Here is a 15731-nt window from a genome sequence, read left to right on the forward strand (position 1 = left end):
TGTCAGACCTGACCCCGGCTGCGGCTGTGCTGACGACAAGGATTAAAGCGAGCGGGGCAGAAACAAAAAACGCGGCCGAGGCCGCGTTTTCTTCGGGTACTGGCTGCTTACGCCGCTGCCAGCTTTTCCAGCTGTTCCTGCATCTTGCTGAGCGTGGCCGAGAAGTTTGCCACGCGTTCTTGCTCCTGCGCCACGACGGCGGCCGGGGCGCGCGCGACGAAGCTCTCGTTCGACAGCTTGCCGTTGGCCTTGGCGATTTCGCCGGCCACGCGCGCGATCTCTTTCGACAGGCGCTCGCGTTCGGCGGCGACGTCGATCTCGACCTTGAGCATCAGCTTGGTGGTGCCGACGATCGACACGGCCGCTGGCGATTCCGGCAGTGCGTCGACGATCTGTACTTCGGCCAGTTTGCCCAGCAGCTGGATGTACGGTGCGAACACCGCCATGTCAGCGCGCCCGGCGTCGCTCGATGGTTCGACGATCAGCGGCACGCGCAGCGACGGCGCCAGCGACATCTCGCCGCGCAGGTTGCGGGTGGCGTCCACCAGCGCCTTGAGTTGCTCCATCCAGGCTTCGGCGCCTTCGTCGATCTGCGTCGCATCGGCTTGCGGATACGGTTGCAGCATGATCGTCGGGCCGGTCTTGCCGCTAAGAGGGGCGATGCTTTGCCACAGTGCCTCGGTCACGAACGGGATGATCGGATGCGCCAGGCGCAGGATCACTTCCAGCACGCGCAGCAGCGTGTGGCGCGTCGCGCGTTGCTGCGCTTCGGTGCCTTGCTGGACCTGGACTTTCGACACTTCAAGGTACCAGTCGCAGTATTCGTCCCAGACGAACTTGTAGATGCTGTTCGCGATATTGTCGAAGCGGTAGTCGGCAAAACCTTTGGCGACATCCTGCTCGACGCGGTTCATCAGCGAGATGATCCAGCGATCGGCCTGCGACAAATCTTCCGGTGCCGGCGCGCCGCAATCCTTGCCTTCGGTGTTCATCATCACGAAGCGGGTCGCGTTCCACAGCTTGTTGCAGAAGTTGCGGTAGCCTTCGGCGCGGCCCAGGTCGAAGTTGATGTTGCGGCCCAGCGACGCGTAGCTTGCCATCGTGAAGCGCACGGCGTCGGTGCCGAAGGCCGGGATCCCGTCCGGGAATTCGCGGCGCGTGGCCTTGCCGATTTTCTCGGCGGCGCGCGGGTCCATCAGGCCCGTGGTGCGCTTGGCCACCAGCGTCTCGACGTCGATGCCGTCGATCAGGTCGATCGGGTCGAGCGTGTTGCCCTTCGACTTCGACATCTTCTGGCCTTGCGAATCGCGCACCAGGCCGTGCACGTAGACGGTCTCGAACGGCACCTTGCCGGTGAAGTGCGCGGTCATCATGACCATGCGCGCCACCCAGAAGAAGATGATGTCGAAGCCAGTGACCAGCACCGACGACGGCAGGAACAGTTTCATATCGGGCGTTTCTTCGGGCCAGCCCATGGTCGAGAAGGGCACCAGCGCCGACGAGAACCACGTGTCGAGCACGTCGTCGTCGCGGCGCAGGGCGCCCGTGATGCCGGCAGCTGCGGCCTTGGCCTGCGCCTCGGCTTCATCGCGCGCGACGACGATCTGGCCGTCTTCGGCGAACCAGGCCGGGATGCGGTGGCCCCACCACAGCTGGCGCGAGATGCACCAGTCCTGGATGTTGCCCAGCCACTGGTTGTAGGTCGTGCTCCAGTTGTCGGGCACGAACTTGATCTCGCCGCTGGCGACTTTTTCCAGCGCTACGTCGGTGATCGACTTGCCCGGATTGAACGTGCCTTCCGGCGCCGGCTTGGTCATCGCGACGAACCACTGGTCGGTGAGCATCGGCTCGATCACGACGTTGGTACGGTCGCCTCGCGGGACCATCAGCTTGTGCGGCTTGATCTGTTCCATCAGCCCCAGCGCTTCGAGATCGGCGACGATCTGCTTGCGCGCGGCGAAGCGGTCCAGCCCCTGGTACTGGGCCGGGCCGTTTTCGTTGATCCTGGCGTCGAGCGTGAAGATGCTGATCGGCGCGAGGCCGGCGCGCTGGCCGACCGCGTAATCGTTGAAGTCGTGGGCCGGCGTAATCTTCACGCAGCCGGTGCCGAATTCCTTGTCGACGTAGCTGTCGGCGATGATCGGGATTTCGCGGCCGGTCAACGGGAGCGTCAGCGTCTTGCCATGCAAATGCAGGTAGCGCTCATCGGTCGGGTCGACCGCGACGGCGACGTCGCCCAGCATCGTTTCAGGGCGCGTGGTGGCGACCGTCAGGTGGCCGCTGCCGTCGGTGAGCGGGTACTGGATGTACCACATGAAGCCGTCTTCTTCCTGCGAGTCGACTTCGAGGTCGGACACGGCCGTGCCCAGCACCGGGTCCCAGTTGACCAGGCGCTTGCCGCGGTAGATCAGGCCCTGCTCGTACAGGCGCACGAAGACTTCGACGACCGATTTCGAGCGCGGCTCGTCCATCGTGAAGTATTCGCGCTGCCAGTCGGGCGACGTGCCCAGGCGGCGCATCTGGCCGGTGATCGTGCTGCCCGATTTTTCCTTCCACTCCCAGACTTTTTCGAGGAACGCGTCGCGGCCCAGGTCATGGCGCGAGATCTTTTGCGCGTCCAGCTGGCGCTCGACGACGATCTGGGTGGCAATGCCGGCGTGGTCGGTGCCCGGAACCCATGCGGTGTTGTAGCCGCGCATGCGGTAGTAGCGCGTCAGGCCATCCATGATCGTCTGGTTGAACGCGTGGCCCATGTGCAGGGTACCGGTGACGTTCGGCGGCGGCAGCTGGGTGCTGAAGGAGGGCTTGCCCTCGTCCATGGTCGCGGCAAAGTAGCCGCGCTGTTCCCACTCGGCGCGCCAGAACTGTTCAATATCGGCTGGCTCGAAAGACTTGGCTAATTCCATGATGTGGTCGTGTGTGAATTTTGCGAAAGAAACCATTATAGGTCACCTTCCAGCGCCAGCCTATCCTGGCAACGTCGCTGAATTGCCAGTCGTTGTCCAGCTCGTTTGAATCCTTCTTTGTTTGACCGGGCTCCTTGATCTACCTCCAAATGTGCAAGTGATTCCTCTGAATATCTGCAGCCTCGACGAACCATCACCCCCACTCCACTGGTCGAACGAGGGCTTTTTGACCATGAGGAGAACACCATGTCACAACTCGACCCAACCGGGATCGATAATGCAAACGAAGACGCCATCGGCGACACCGGCGTGATGACCTATGAAGAAGTATCCGGGCTGTCCAATGGCGACCTGGGGATTCCCGAGCCGTACGACACCGGGCCCACCGGCGCTGCGCCCGGGATTGCTGCGGGGCCGGGCATCGCGCCTGCCCCGCAGGTGCCCTTGCCGATCCCCTCGCTGCCCATCCCGTCCATACCGGCCATCAAGAAGGCAGTCAGCGGTTGCTACGCCAGCTCGCTGGGCAGCTTCCAGCTCGATCTGCGGGTCGACGTTGATCGCAACCGGCCGATGCGCCGGGTCAGCGGCGACTTTTACCAGACCAGCGGCAAGACCAAGTCGTACTTCGGCTCGTTCGTGGTCGACAGCCCGACCGTCACAGTGTCGACCACCCGCATCGTCGTCAAGGGCATGGGCCGCTTCACGTTCTCGGCCGGGGCGCCGGTAATACAAGTCACGATCCCGCGCGTCAACATCTTCCAGCCACAGGCCGCGGCCACGCTGCAGTTCTTCACAGTTAACAATACGCCGGGGGCGTCCTACCATTGCCCGTTCTCGTCACTGCATTTCCGCACGGTGCGTATTGAAACCGACAGCGTGTCCGACGTGAAGACCACGCCGTTTTCGAGCTACAACACGGGCTCACTGCCTTCGGGCGGCAGCGCCCGCACGGTCAATGTGGTCAGCGCCTTTGGTGAAGCGGGCATCGGCATGGTGCCCACCGCCGGCAACAATGTCATCGATGTCAGCGCGGCCGGGGCGGATGCCACCTGGAGCAATGCCGAGCTGCACGCGTCGATGCAGCAGCATTTTTCCCTGTGGGGCGACCTGCAGCAGTGGTGCGTCTGGCAGCTGGTGGCGCAGCAGCATGACCTGGGCACGGGCCTGTACGGCATCATGTTCGACCAGCAGGGCAAGCAGCGCCAGGGCTGCGCCGTGTTTCACGCCGGGATCGGCGGTGCCACGGCCGAGCAACACCGGCTGCAGCTCTACACCTACGTGCACGAACTGGGGCATTGCTTCAACCTGATGCACTCGTGGCAGAAATCGTATGCCAATCCTCCCAAACCGAACCGTCCCGAAGCGCTGTCGTGGATGAACTACCCGTGGTACTACCCGAATGGCGGCGCACCCGGCTTCTGGAGCAGCTTCGACTTCCGCTTCGACGACGAAGAGCTGATCCACCTGCGTCACGGTTTCCGCAACGACGTCATCATGGGCGGCAACAGCTTCACGAGCGGCGCCTCGCTTGGCCGTGACGTGATGGCCGATCCGATCTCGGACGAATCCGGCCTGGTGCTCGATATCTCGACCCACCAGCGCAGCTTCGCGCTGGGCGAGCCGGTGGTGCTCCAGCTCAAGCTGCGCGCGACCGATACGCGCGGGCGCCGCGCCCATACGTGGCTGCATCCGAACTATGGGCTGGTGAAGGTCATCATCGAACAACCTGGCGGCCGCCTCTGCGCCTACGAGCCGATGATCGACCACCTGGTGGGCGAGCGCCAGACGATGCTCGGGGTGGACAATCCGGTCCAGGACAGCGCCTATATCGGCTATGGCAAGGACGGTTTCTATTTTGACCAGCCGGGCCAGTACCGGGTGCGGGCCGCGTATGCGGCGCTCGACGGATCGCAAGTGCTGTCCGATATCCTGACGGTGCGCGTGCGCTATCCGGTCAGCACTGACGACAACGTGCTGGCCGACCTGTTCATGGGCGAGGATCAGGGCGCGCTGTTGTACCTGCAGGGGTCGGACAACGAAACGCTGCGCTCGGGTAATGCCGCCTTCGACGAGGTCCTCGACCGCTTCGACATGCATCCGATGGCCGCCTATGTGCGCATGGTCAAGGGCGTCAATGCCGCCCGCGCGTTCAAGACAGTGAACGCGGGCGAGGGCAAGCCGCTGTTCGTGCGCGCAGCGCGTCTCGACGAGAGCGTTGCACTGCTCTCGAGCGCTGCCCAGTGCAAGGTACTCGATCCGGTGTCCCAGGGCGAGTTGCTCACCTGCCTGGCCACGATCCAGGATGGTACTGCGGCGACTGGTGCGACCGGGCCGGGCACGCGGCCGCACCGCAAGGCATGATCCATGCTGAACCGCAGGGGCTGCGCCGGGCAATCGGGCTGGTCGGGCTGGTCGTGCTGGCGTTACTCTGTTCCGGACAAGCCTGCCGTTCAGGCGGCTTGTCCGGCAAACCTGTTGCAGTCAATGGAAAGGCGAGGCAAGCGATGACGTTACGCGTGAGGTTGGGCGAGGGGTTTCAAGACAATACGGTCAGCGTGCGGGTCGACGGCAAGCAGGTCTATGACCGGCCGAACGTGAGTACCGACCTGACGATTTCGCGTGCGGATTCGTTCGATGTGGCGGTCGACGGCCCCAGCGTGCAGCTCGAGGTGGCGGTGCAGGGCGGGCCGACGGTGCGCCGGGCGGTCGAGCCGGCGCAGACGCCGTTCGTCGAAGTGCGTTTCATCGACGGCGCTTTGCATTTGCTGCCATTGCCGGCCGAGCCGCCGATGTTGTAACCATGAGGCCCATTCAATAGTTGTTCGGCTATAATCCACCCGCTGCCATCACTGGCAGCAAACGCTAGGGGTCCTGCGCGTCGTTGCTTTTACAACGATGCGTGGGTGAGAAATACCCTCCGAACCTGATCTGGATAATGCCAGCGAAGGGAAGCAGCCGATTCGTGCGGCCGTGCGCAGTTTTGCGCCCGACCTTGCCGCACCCGGTAACTCCTTTGCTGGCTCTCATGCACGCAAGGGAGCCACATGAACGCACCGCCGAAGTCTTCGCAACTGTTCGATGCCGCCACCGCCACGGTGGACCAGGCAGCCATCGCATCGCTACCCAATTCCCGCAAGGTCTACATCGAAGGCAGCCGGCCCGATATCCGCGTGCCGATGCGCGCGATCAGCCAGTCGGCCACGTCCGACAGTTTTGGCGGCGAACCCAATCCGCCGCTGTTCGTCTACGACACGTCCGGGCCGTACACCGAACCGGCCACCGCGATCGATATCCGCAGCGGCCTGGCGCCAATGCGTCAACCGTGGATCGACGGGCGCGGCGACACCGAGCAACTGGCCGGGCCATCGTCGCAGTATGGCCAGCAGCGGCTGAACGATCCGGCCTTGAGCGCGCTGCGCTTCGACCTGCAGCGCGCGCCCCGTCGCGCCAGGAGTGGCGCGAATGTCACGCAGATGCACTACGCGCGCCAGGGCATCATCACGCCCGAAATGGAATTCATCGCGCTGCGCGAAAACATGCAGCGCAAGGAATACATCGCGTCGCTGCATGCGTCCGGCCCGATGGGCAAGCGGGTCGCCGACCTGATGGGCCGCCAGCATCCGGGCCAGTCGTTCGGCGCCAGCATCCCCGCTGAAATCACGCCGGAATTCGTACGCTCCGAAGTCGCGCGCGGGCGCGCCGTCATCCCGCTCAATATCAACCACCCTGAAATCGAGCCGATGATCATCGGCCGCAATTTCCTGGTCAAGGTCAATGCCAATATCGGCAATTCGGCCGTGACCTCGTCGATTGGCGAGGAAGTCGAAAAGATGACCTGGGCGATCCGCTGGGGCGCCGACACGGTGATGGATCTGTCCACCGGCAAGCACATCCACGAAACGCGCGAATGGATCCTGCGTAACAGCCCGGTCCCGATCGGCACGGTGCCGATCTACCAGGCGCTGGAAAAGGTCAATGGCAAGGCCGAGGACCTGACCTGGGAGATCTTCCGCGACACGCTGATCGAACAGGCCGAGCAGGGCGTCGACTACTTCACGATCCACGCCGGCGTGTTGCTGCGCTACGTGCCGATGACGGCCAATCGCCTGACGGGCATCGTCTCGCGCGGCGGCTCGATCATGGCCAAGTGGTGCCTGGCGCACCACCGCGAATCGTTCCTGTACACCCACTTCGAAGACATCTGCGCCATCATGAAGGCGTACGACGTGACGTTCAGCCTGGGCGACGGCCTGCGGCCCGGCTCGATCTACGACGCCAACGACGAAGCGCAGCTGGCCGAACTGAAAACGCTGGGCGAACTCACGCAGATTGCGTGGAAGCACGACGTGCAGACGATCATCGAAGGCCCCGGCCACGTGCCGCTGCACCTGATCAAGGAGAACATGGACCTGCAGCTCGAGCAGTGCCATGAAGCGCCGTTCTACACGCTCGGGCCGCTCACGACCGATATCGCACCCGGGTACGATCACATCACGTCCGGCATCGGCGCGGCCACCATTGGCTGGTACGGCACGGCGATGCTGTGCTATGTAACGCCCAAGGAGCACCTGGGCCTGCCCGACAAGCAGGACGTCAAGGACGGCATCATCACGTACAAGATCGCCGCGCATGCGGCCGACCTGGCCAAGGGCCATCCGGGCGCGCAGCTGCGCGACAACGCACTGTCGAAGGCGCGCTTCGAATTCCGCTGGGACGACCAGTTCAACCTGGGCCTGGATCCTGACAAGGCGCGCGAATTCCACGACGAGACGCTGCCCAAGGATTCGGCCAAGGTGGCCCATTTCTGCTCGATGTGCGGTCCGCATTTCTGCTCGATGAAGATCACGCAGGAAGTGCGCGCCTACGCTGCCGCCAATGGTGTCCAGGGCGAGAAGGCCCTGCAGCAGGGGATGCAGGAAAAAGCGATCGAGTTCGTGCGCGACGGCGCCCGGCTGTACCGGGAGGTCTGAATGACATCCATCGAAGTCAATGGCGCGCCGTGCGGCGTGCCGCCGGGCCAGACACTCGCTGGGCTGCTCGAACAGCTGGACCTGAGCGGGCAGGGGATGGCGCTGGCCGTCAATCGCGAGGTGGTTCCGCGCCAGCAGTGGCCGACGCGCCGCCTGCAGGCGCAGGACCGGGTCGATATCGTGCGCGCCATCGGTGGCGGCTAAAGGAGAACAGGATGAATGTCATGAACCAACTCAGGCAGCAACGCATGCAACCAGACATGCAACCAGATGTACAGCATGAAGTACAGCCAGACGTACTCACCATCGCCGGGCGCGCCTACCACTCGCGCCTGCTGGTAGGCAGCGGCAAATACCGCGACCTGGCGCAAACGCGCGAGGCCACGCTGGCGGCCGCCGCCGAGATCATCACGGTGGCGATCCGCCGTGTCAACATCGGCCAGGATCCGAGCGCCCCCAGCCTGCTCGACGTGCTGCCGCCGTCCGACTTCACGATCCTGCCCAACACGGCCGGCTGCTTCAATGCGAAGGACGCGGTCTACACGCTGCAGATGGCGCGCGAGCTGCTGGGCGGGCGCAACCTCGTCAAGCTCGAAGTGCTGGGCGACGCCACGACGCTGTTCCCGCACATGCCCGAAACGCTCAAGGCGGCCGAAACGCTGGTGCGCGACGGCTTCGACGTGATGGTCTATTGCAGCGACGATCCGATCCAGGCCCGCATCCTGCAGGAGATCGGCTGTGTGGCCGTGATGCCGCTGGCGTCGCTGATCGGCTCGGGGATGGGCATCCTCAACCCGTGGAACCTGTCGCTGATCATCGAGCAGGCCACGGTGCCGGTGCTGGTCGACGCCGGTGTGGGCACGGCATCGGATGCGGCAATTGCGATGGAACTCGGCTGCGACGGCGTGCTGATGAACACCGCGATCGCCGGCGCGCGCGATCCGGTGCGCATGGCGCGCGCGATGAAGCATGCGGTGCTGGCCGGGCGCGACGCGTACCTGGCGGGGCGCATGCCGAAGCGTTTCGCGGCCTCGCCGTCGTCGCCGGTCGACGGCAAAATCACGGGCGACGTCACGAGCAACGTCACGGGTAACCTCGCCGCATGACACCGTGCGTGCTGGTCTTCGCCGGGCTCGACCCCGGCGGCGGCGCGGGCCTGGCAGCCGACATCCTGGCCATTGCTGCGCAGGGCGCTCACGCGCTGCCGGTGGCCACGGCGCTGACCTGCCAGGACAATAACCGCGTGTTCGAAGCGCACCCGGTCGACGCCGGCCTGGTCACGCGTCAGGCCGCGCCACTGGTTGCGGCCTTCGATATCCGCGCCGTCAAGCTGGGCATCCCCGGCAACGCGGCCAATGCCGCGGCAATCGCGGCCATCATTCGTAACCTGCGTGCACGGCGACCGGATCTGCCGGTGGTGCTCGACCCGGTGCTGGCCAGCGGCCATGGCGATGCGCTGGGACCGGGCAGCGCCATGGCCGCCCTGTCCGATTTGCTGACACTGGCGACGATCGTGCTGCCCAATTTGCCGGAGCGCGCCGCGCTGGACATGCCAGGCACCCTGCAGATGCTCGTCACGGGCGGCCATGCGCCGGGCGACACGGTGATCAACCGCTGGCTGCAGGACGGTCAGGTGTTGCGCGAGTGGCACTGGCCGCGCCTGCTAGACACCTACCACGGCAGCGGCTGCACGCTGGCTGCCGCACTGGCGGCGCGCCTGGCGCTGGGCGAGTCGATGGCCATCGCCCTCGAGCGCGCCCAGGCCTACACGCACGCCACGCTGGCGCAATCGTTCGCAGTCGCGCCGGGGCAGCGCATCCCGCGCCGCCTGCCTCAACCCCATTGAAGGAGCCTCCATGCAAGGCCTGTATCTCGTCACACCCAACTGGAACGACACCGACCGGCTGCTGGCCGCCACCGACGCCGCACTGCGCGCCGGCGCCGCGTTGCTGCAATACCGGCACAAGGAGGCAGACGCGCGCTTGCGGCTCGAGCAGGCGACGGCGCTGCTGGCGTTGTGCCGCCGCCACGGCTGCCCGCTCGTCATCAACGACCATCTCGACCTGTGCCAGGCGATCGACGCTGACGGCGTGCACCTGGGGCATACGGATGGGGCGATCTCCGCTGCCCGCGTGCTGCTGGGCCCGGACAAGATCGTCGGGGCCTCGTGCTACGGCGACCTGGCGCTGGCACGCGCCGCGCGCAACGCCGGTGCCAGCTACCTTGCCTTTGGCGGCTTCTATCCGTCTCCGGTCAAGAAGTACACGTTCGTGACGCCGCCGACACTCTTGGACCAGGCACGCGCCGAGTTCACGCTACCCCTCGTCGTCATCGGCGGCATGACGCCAGCCAACGCCGCGCCCCTGGTCGCGCGCGGCGCCGACATGGTCGCTGCGATCACGAGCGTGTACGGGGCGGCCGACCCGCACACGGCCGCGCACGCATTCGGGAGCCTGTTTTCGGCCGGCTGAACCTACAATGGCAGTACTTACGACTTTGTCCTGCCACCATGATCTCTCCGCGCCTGTTCATCCACACCCGCCGCCATCCGTCCGCCATCCTGCTGCTGGTGCAGCTGCTCGGCATGCTGTCCTATCCGTTCATCGAAGGCACCCGGGCCGGTCAGGTGGCGTTCAACTGCTTCGGCATCGTGGTGCTGGCGTTTGCCATCCGCATGGTGCGGCGCACGCCCGGCGAAGTGCGCGTGAGCTGGGCGCTGGCAGTGCCGATCATCGTCCTGCTGCTGGCGCAGATCCTGCTCGGCTACAACCACTTGCTGGCCTGGTCGTCGGGGCTGGAAGCACTGTTCTACTTCTACGCGGCCGGCAGCCTGATTGCCTACATGATGGAAGACGAGCGGGCCACGACCGACGAGCTGTTCGCGGCCGGCGCCACGTTCACGCTGCTGGCCTGGGCGTTCACGCACATGTACATCCTGCTGCAGGAAGTTCAGCCCGGCACCTTTGCCGCCGCCGTCAACGCGGGCGCGCCGCGTACCTGGACCGAACTCAATTACCTGAGCTTTGCGCTGCTCTCGAGCACGGGCATCGGCGACGTGATTCCACTGACGCCACCGGCGCGGGCGCTGGCCAGTGTCGAGATGCTGGTCGGTTTGATGTACCTGGCGGTGGTCGTGGCACGGCTGATCGCCTTCACGACGCGCAACCGGATCGAGGTCGGCCGCGCACGCAAGCGCAAGCTGGAAGAGTGGGAACAGGATTGAGCCACAACGCTAGAATTGCTTGCTAGAATCGTCCTCCAACGACCAACAGGAGCACGTGCATGGCGTATCAACTTGAAGGCTACACGATTCGCAACTTCACGCCCGATGCATGGCCGCTCTACCGCGCGCTCCGCCTGCGCGCGCTGGAAGATGCACCCGACGCCTTCGGCAGCACGCTGGCCGCCGAATCCACGCGGCCGCGCGAAGAATGGGCGGCGCGCATGGCCCGCGCGGCCACGTCCGGCATCGACCATCCACTCGTGGCCCATGTCGCTGGCCAACCCGTCGGGCTGGCCTGGGCGAAGGTCGACGCCGACGACCCGGCCCTCGTGAACCTGTTCCAGATGTGGGTGGCGCCCGAAGTGCGCGGGCAGGGCGTGGCCGCCGGTTTGCTGGCTGAGGCGGTGCGCTGGGCGGGCGCGCGCGGCGCCACTGCCATGCAGCTTGGTGTCAATTGCGCCAACAATGGGGCAGTGCGCCTGTACACGCGCGCCGGCTTCGTCGCCACGGGGTGGCAAGAGCCAATGCGGCCCGGGTCGGATCAGGTCGAGCAGCGCATGCGGCTGGTCATCGCAGGATCATGAGCGTGCTGTCTGGCGCCGCAGCGTGATCCGGGTCAGCTCGGACGGCACGCCCAGGCGCAGCGCGAAGCCCGGCCACAATGCGGTGCCGTTGTTCAGGTACAGCGTCATGCCGTCGACGTTGTAGCGGCCCGAGACGAAGCCATTGTTGGCGCGCGCCACCACTTGATCGAGCCCGACGATCATCCCGCCATGGGTGTGGCCGGACAATTGCAGCGCGACGCCGCGGCTGGCGGCGTGGCGCGCATTGCGCGGCTGGTGGTCGAGCAGGATGACCGGTGCGCCGGCCGGCGCGCCGCGCAAGGCCGCATCGACGTCGGGCGGCGCTGCGCCCGTCTGCGGGGCGGTCACGTCGTTGACACCCGCCAGCACCAGCTGACCATTGCCGCGCTTGAGAACGGTATGGCTGTTGTCCAGCGGCGTCATGTTGAGCCCCGCGAAATACGCCATCCACGCCTTGTGGCCGAAAAAGTACTCGTGGTTGCCAGGAATGACCCAGACGCCATCCGGTGCGCGCAGGTCGCGCAGCGGCGCCACGTCGCGTTCGCGGTGCGCGATATTGCCGTCGATGAGGTCGCCCGTAATGACGATCAGGTCGGCGTCCAGCGCATTGGCGTCGGCGACGACCTTGCGTGTCCAGGGCGCGTCGAACAGGCGGCTGATGTGCAGGTCGGTCAGATGCACGACCTGATAGCCGTCGAATTCGTGCGGCAGGTTCTTCACCTCGATCAGCACGTCTTCGAGTGACGGCGACTTGATCGCCTGGTTCACGCCCAGGGCTGCCAGCAGCGCAGCCGCAATGGCGATGCCGTAGCGCAGGCGCGGCGCAATCGCCACGCGGCGGCGCCGGATCGCCATCACGATCAGGGCGCCGGCATCGACCAGCAGCTGGAACACGGCCAGCAGCAGGATCGCGCCGAAGCCCCAGTTGAACAGGATGACCAGCCCTTTCGGGAATTCGGGCGAGAACACGCTGCCCGACGACAGGCGCGACCACAGGTGGTATTGCGATATCAGCACCAGCACGACGGCGCTGGCCACTTTGGATTTCGTGGACAACGGCAATGGCCAGAGCCAGCGCACCAGGACCAGCAGGCAGGGAAGGCTGAACATCAGATGAAACATCAGCTACGCTCCGTTCGTGCCGGGACGCGGCCTGCGGTTGCCAGGGGAGTGCATGGGGGCGTCGTGACGCCCACGGAATGAGTCGGGTAAATATGCATCGTGCGGTCTGCCTGAATAATTCAACCGGTAAGCATAGCCCAGATTGGCATCAAGCACAGGCCGCCTCGCCAGCATGAACCGGGCGCGGTATAGTCTTCGATGAAACGCCAGTGCCGGCACGGCGCCTGGCACGGACCCGATCATGATTGGATGGCCATGCAGAAAATAGAGTTCGCCAGGTTGATGCACCTTGCCCAGGCGTCGGCGGCAGTCACGATGCCATGCAGCTGTACCGAGGTTCCCCTGAACGCCTGGATGGCGCAGCCGCTGACGCTGGAACTCGACCGCTTTGAAGACATCGGCACCTTGCTCGATGATCCGTATGACGAGCCCACGTTCACCGAATACCATCCGGCGGGCACGCGCTACGAGAGTGAGGACGCCCCCATCGCCCCGCGCTTCTATCCGTATAACCGCTGCACGGTGGCGCGCTGCATGACGTGTGGCCGGGTTTACCTGCGCTACAACGAGGCCGGCGGTTACTTTACCGAGTGGCGTATCCGCGCACTGCAGCCCGCGTTGCTGGTGGACGCGCGTCCTTGATGCCGCAAGCTTGTTATCATGACGTTTTGCAGCGCGCCTGCGCGCGCGGGTCCATTCAAGCAACGGGAAAATGACATGAAAACCAAGGCAGCAATCGCGTGGAAAGCGGGTCAGCCGCTGACGATCGAAGAAGTGGAACTCGAAGGCCCGAAGGCCGGTGAAGTGCTGGTTGAGATCAAGGCCACCGGCATTTGCCATACCGATTACTACACGCTGTCGGGCGCCGACCCGGAAGGCATCTTCCCGTCGATCCTGGGCCATGAAGGCGCGGGCGTGGTGGTGGACGTCGGCCCGGGCGTGACCAGCCTGCGTAAAGACGATCACGTGATCCCGCTGTACACGCCGGAATGCCGCCAGTGCAAATTCTGCCTGTCGCAAAAGACCAATCTGTGCCAGGCGATCCGCTCGACGCAGGGTCGCGGCCTGATGCCGGACGCGACGTCGCGCTTTTCGATCGATGGCCAGCCGATCTATCACTACATGGGCACGTCGACCTTCTCGAACTACATCGTGGTGCCCGAGATCGCCCTGGCGAAGGTGCGCAATGACGCGCCATTCGACAAGATCTGCTATATCGGTTGCGGCGTGACCACCGGCATCGGCGCCGTGATCTTCACCGCCAAGGTCGAGGCGGGCGCGAATGTGGTCGTGTTCGGCCTGGGCGGCATCGGCCTGAACGTGATCCAGGCAGCCCGCATGGTGGGCGCCGACAAGATCATCGGTGTCGACCTGAACCCGGAACGCGAAGCGATGGCGCGCAAGTTCGGCATGACCCATTTCATCAATCCGACCCAGGTCGAGAACGTGGTCGACGCCATTGTTCAATTGACCGATGGCGGCGCCGACTACAGCTTCGAGTGCATCGGCAACGTGAACACGATGCGCCAGGCGCTGGAGTGCTGCCACAAGGGCTGGGGCAAGTCGATCATCATCGGCGTGGCCGCTGCCGGCCAGGAAATTGCCACCCGTCCGTTCCAGCTGGTGACGGGCCGCGAGTGGAAAGGCTCGGCCTTCGGCGGCGCGCGCGGGCGCACCGACGTGCCGAAGATCGTCGACTGGTACATGGAAAACAAGATCAATATCGATGACTTGATCACCCATCACCTGCCGCTCGACCGCATCAACGAAGGCTTCGACCTCATGAAGTCCGGCGAGTCGATCCGCTCGGTGGTCGTGTATTAAATCAAGGCAGGCCTCGCCGCTTGCGTTGTATGCATGAATTGAACGCGGCCTTCGGGCCGCGTTGTCGTTATGAGTCTCGATTGACGGCCTGCGCCGCGATTTCGACGGCCTGTCGCAGCGCGCTGGTTCGTGGCGGGAGCGGCGGCTAGAGTGATGTCATCGCCGGCTGCGTCCGGCCCGTTGTCATTGTCCCTGGCCCAAGGAGAACATCATGCCGCATCCTGCACCGCTCACACGCCGACTGGCGCTTCCTTTCATTGGCCTGGCGCTGTGCGCCGCTTCGCTGGCATTGACCATGCCCATGCAGGCTGGCGCGCAGGAGGCCAAACGCGCGGTGCGCGTGACGCAGGGTGAGCCGTACGCGCTGGTACGCGGCAAGGAAGGCAGCTTCAATATCAGTGGCAGCAGCGACGACTGGCCGGCGGTGAAGGCGGCCCAGCGCGCCATTCCCGGCGAGTTCATCTGGTTCCGTGAAGGCGGACGCGACTACGTGATCCAGGATGCGGCAATCATGGCCAAAGTGCGTACCGCCTGGGCGCCGCTGGACCGGCTGAGTGCCCGCATGGACGTGCACAGCAAGGAAATGGATGTCCACAGCAAGAAAATGGACGAGCTGGGGCACCGGATGGACCGGGTTGCCGTCAGCAAGGACAACCTGCCGAGCGAGCGCGACATGCGCGAAATCGATGGCGGCATGCAGGCGCTGAGCCAGCACATGGAACGCCTGAGCAGCCAGATGGAAACGGCACGTGACCAGGCCGAGCGCGAGCGCCTGAGCCGCGAGATGGCGGCGACCGGAGCGCGCATGAATGCCGCGGGCCGGCAGATTGGCCAGGCCTACGACTCGCCGCAGATACGCAAGTCGCACGCATCGATGGAGGCAATTGGCCGCCAGATGGAAGAGGCCGGCAAACCGATGCATGTGCTGGGCGAACAGATGGGCATGCTGGGCAAGGAGATGGAGCGCGAAAGCAAAGTCGCCGACAAGACAGTGCGCGCGTTGATCCGCGATGCGCGGGCGAAGGGCCTGGCGCGGCCGGCGCCGGTTGCCGGTTGATGCGCTCCCGTTGATGATAAGAGGGCGGCCATCAAGCCGCTCTTT

At 64.9% G+C, this 15731-nt stretch carries 14 protein-coding genes and 1 riboswitch; of the genes, 12 read left to right on the plus strand and 2 right to left on the minus strand.

Translation table 11 applies throughout. From position 1 onward, the window contains the following. Nucleotides 1-107: 107 nt before the first annotated feature. Nucleotides 108-2906, minus strand: coding sequence for a valine--tRNA ligase (locus ACZ0AJ_RS00680; protein ID WP_499453239.1), 2799 nt, complete (start codon nt 2904-2906; stop codon nt 108-110). A gap of 246 nt (nt 2907-3152) precedes the next feature. Here ACZ0AJ_RS00680 and ACZ0AJ_RS00685 point away from each other — a divergent pair, with 246 nt between their 5' ends. The 9 genes from ACZ0AJ_RS00685 to ACZ0AJ_RS00725 all read left to right on the plus strand — a co-directional run bounded on the left by ACZ0AJ_RS00685 (nt 3153) and on the right by ACZ0AJ_RS00725 (nt 11683). Next, nucleotides 3153-5267, plus strand: a complete 2115-nt coding sequence (locus ACZ0AJ_RS00685; protein ID WP_499453241.1) for a hypothetical protein — start codon at nt 3153-3155, stop codon at nt 5265-5267. Next, on the plus strand, nt 5264-5704 hold the full coding sequence (locus ACZ0AJ_RS00690) for a hypothetical protein (RefSeq protein WP_499453243.1): 441 nt from the start codon (nt 5264-5266) through the stop codon (nt 5702-5704). The genes ACZ0AJ_RS00685 and ACZ0AJ_RS00690 overlap by 4 nt, the downstream gene beginning before the upstream one ends. A 56-nt stretch (nt 5705-5760) precedes the next feature. Next, nucleotides 5761-5873, plus strand: a riboswitch (TPP riboswitch). Nucleotides 5874-5950: 77 nt separating this feature from the next. Beyond that, on the plus strand, nt 5951-7876 hold the full coding sequence (thiC, locus tag ACZ0AJ_RS00695) for a phosphomethylpyrimidine synthase ThiC (protein ID WP_499453245.1): 1926 nt from the start codon (nt 5951-5953) through the stop codon (nt 7874-7876). Beyond that, on the plus strand, nt 7877-8080 hold the full coding sequence (gene thiS / locus ACZ0AJ_RS00700; RefSeq protein WP_183556875.1) for a sulfur carrier protein ThiS: 204 nt from the start codon (nt 7877-7879) through the stop codon (nt 8078-8080). It begins immediately after the preceding gene. A gap of 56 nt (nt 8081-8136) precedes the next feature. Beyond that, on the plus strand, nt 8137-8982 hold the full coding sequence (locus tag ACZ0AJ_RS00705; RefSeq protein ID WP_499453247.1) for a thiazole synthase: 846 nt from the start codon (nt 8137-8139) through the stop codon (nt 8980-8982). Then, a complete protein-coding gene (locus ACZ0AJ_RS00710; RefSeq protein ID WP_499453249.1) occupies nt 8979-9722 on the plus strand; it encodes a bifunctional hydroxymethylpyrimidine kinase/phosphomethylpyrimidine kinase in 744 nt (247 codons plus the stop codon). The genes ACZ0AJ_RS00705 and ACZ0AJ_RS00710 overlap by 4 nt, the downstream gene beginning before the upstream one ends. Nucleotides 9723-9732: 10 nt before the next feature. Then, nucleotides 9733-10347: a thiamine phosphate synthase gene (gene thiE / locus ACZ0AJ_RS00715; RefSeq protein ID WP_499453251.1), complete on the plus strand. Its 615-nt coding sequence runs from the start codon at nt 9733-9735 to the stop codon at nt 10345-10347. A gap of 38 nt (nt 10348-10385) precedes the next feature. Continuing rightward, complete coding sequence (locus tag ACZ0AJ_RS00720) at nt 10386-11099, plus strand: ion channel (protein ID WP_258836643.1); 714 nt, start codon at nt 10386-10388, stop codon at nt 11097-11099. A 59-nt stretch (nt 11100-11158) separates the two neighbouring features. After that, nucleotides 11159-11683: a GNAT family N-acetyltransferase gene (locus ACZ0AJ_RS00725; RefSeq protein ID WP_499453254.1), complete on the plus strand. Its 525-nt coding sequence runs from the start codon at nt 11159-11161 to the stop codon at nt 11681-11683. Here the strand turns inward: ACZ0AJ_RS00725 and ACZ0AJ_RS00730 are convergent. Continuing rightward, a complete protein-coding gene (locus tag ACZ0AJ_RS00730) occupies nt 11678-12805 on the minus strand; it encodes a metallophosphoesterase (RefSeq protein WP_499453256.1) in 1128 nt (375 codons plus the stop codon). The two genes, ACZ0AJ_RS00725 and ACZ0AJ_RS00730, sit on opposite strands and share 6 nt — an antisense overlap. Before the next feature lie 255 nt (nt 12806-13060). Here ACZ0AJ_RS00730 and ACZ0AJ_RS00735 point away from each other — a divergent pair, with 255 nt between their 5' ends. The 3 genes from ACZ0AJ_RS00735 (at nt 13061) to ACZ0AJ_RS00745 (ending at nt 15686) form a co-directional block, all read left to right on the plus strand. Beyond that, nucleotides 13061-13447: a hypothetical protein gene (locus ACZ0AJ_RS00735; protein ID WP_499453258.1), complete on the plus strand. Its 387-nt coding sequence runs from the start codon at nt 13061-13063 to the stop codon at nt 13445-13447. Between the two features lie 75 nt (nt 13448-13522). Then, complete coding sequence (locus ACZ0AJ_RS00740) at nt 13523-14629, plus strand: S-(hydroxymethyl)glutathione dehydrogenase/class III alcohol dehydrogenase (RefSeq protein ID WP_183556889.1); 1107 nt, start codon at nt 13523-13525, stop codon at nt 14627-14629. A 211-nt stretch (nt 14630-14840) separates the two neighbouring features. After that, entirely contained in the window at nt 14841-15686 is an 846-nt protein-coding gene (locus ACZ0AJ_RS00745; RefSeq protein ID WP_499453260.1) for a hypothetical protein, read from the plus strand. Nucleotides 15687-15731 lie beyond the last annotated feature (45 nt).

Source organism: Telluria sp. AC161 (assembly GCF_979258535.1).

Bases quoted from the DNA above. Each gene is read 5' to 3' on its own strand.
- thiS (WP_183556875.1), top strand. From the start codon at position 7,877: ATGACATCCATCGAAGTCAATGGCGCGCCGTGCGGCGTGCCGCCGGGC.
- ACZ0AJ_RS00710 (WP_499453249.1), top strand. From the start codon at position 8,979: ATGACACCGTGCGTGCTGGTCTTCGCCGGGCTCGACCCCGGCGGCGGC.
- thiC (WP_499453245.1), top strand. From the start codon at position 5,951: ATGAACGCACCGCCGAAGTCTTCGCAACTGTTCGATGCCGCCACCGCC.
- ACZ0AJ_RS00680 (WP_499453239.1), bottom strand. From the start codon at position 2,906: ATGGAATTAGCCAAGTCTTTCGAGCCAGCCGATATTGAACAGTTCTGG.
- ACZ0AJ_RS00745 (WP_499453260.1), top strand. From the start codon at position 14,841: ATGCCGCATCCTGCACCGCTCACACGCCGACTGGCGCTTCCTTTCATT.
- ACZ0AJ_RS00740 (WP_183556889.1), top strand. From the start codon at position 13,523: ATGAAAACCAAGGCAGCAATCGCGTGGAAAGCGGGTCAGCCGCTGACG.
- ACZ0AJ_RS00735 (WP_499453258.1), top strand. From the start codon at position 13,061: ATGCAGAAAATAGAGTTCGCCAGGTTGATGCACCTTGCCCAGGCGTCG.
- ACZ0AJ_RS00705 (WP_499453247.1), top strand. From the start codon at position 8,137: ATGCAACCAGATGTACAGCATGAAGTACAGCCAGACGTACTCACCATC.
- thiE (WP_499453251.1), top strand. From the start codon at position 9,733: ATGCAAGGCCTGTATCTCGTCACACCCAACTGGAACGACACCGACCGG.
- ACZ0AJ_RS00685 (WP_499453241.1), top strand. From the start codon at position 3,153: ATGTCACAACTCGACCCAACCGGGATCGATAATGCAAACGAAGACGCC.
- ACZ0AJ_RS00720 (WP_258836643.1), top strand. From the start codon at position 10,386: ATGATCTCTCCGCGCCTGTTCATCCACACCCGCCGCCATCCGTCCGCC.
- ACZ0AJ_RS00690 (WP_499453243.1), top strand. From the start codon at position 5,264: ATGATCCATGCTGAACCGCAGGGGCTGCGCCGGGCAATCGGGCTGGTC.
- ACZ0AJ_RS00730 (WP_499453256.1), bottom strand. From the start codon at position 12,805: ATGTTTCATCTGATGTTCAGCCTTCCCTGCCTGCTGGTCCTGGTGCGC.
- ACZ0AJ_RS00725 (WP_499453254.1), top strand. From the start codon at position 11,159: ATGGCGTATCAACTTGAAGGCTACACGATTCGCAACTTCACGCCCGAT.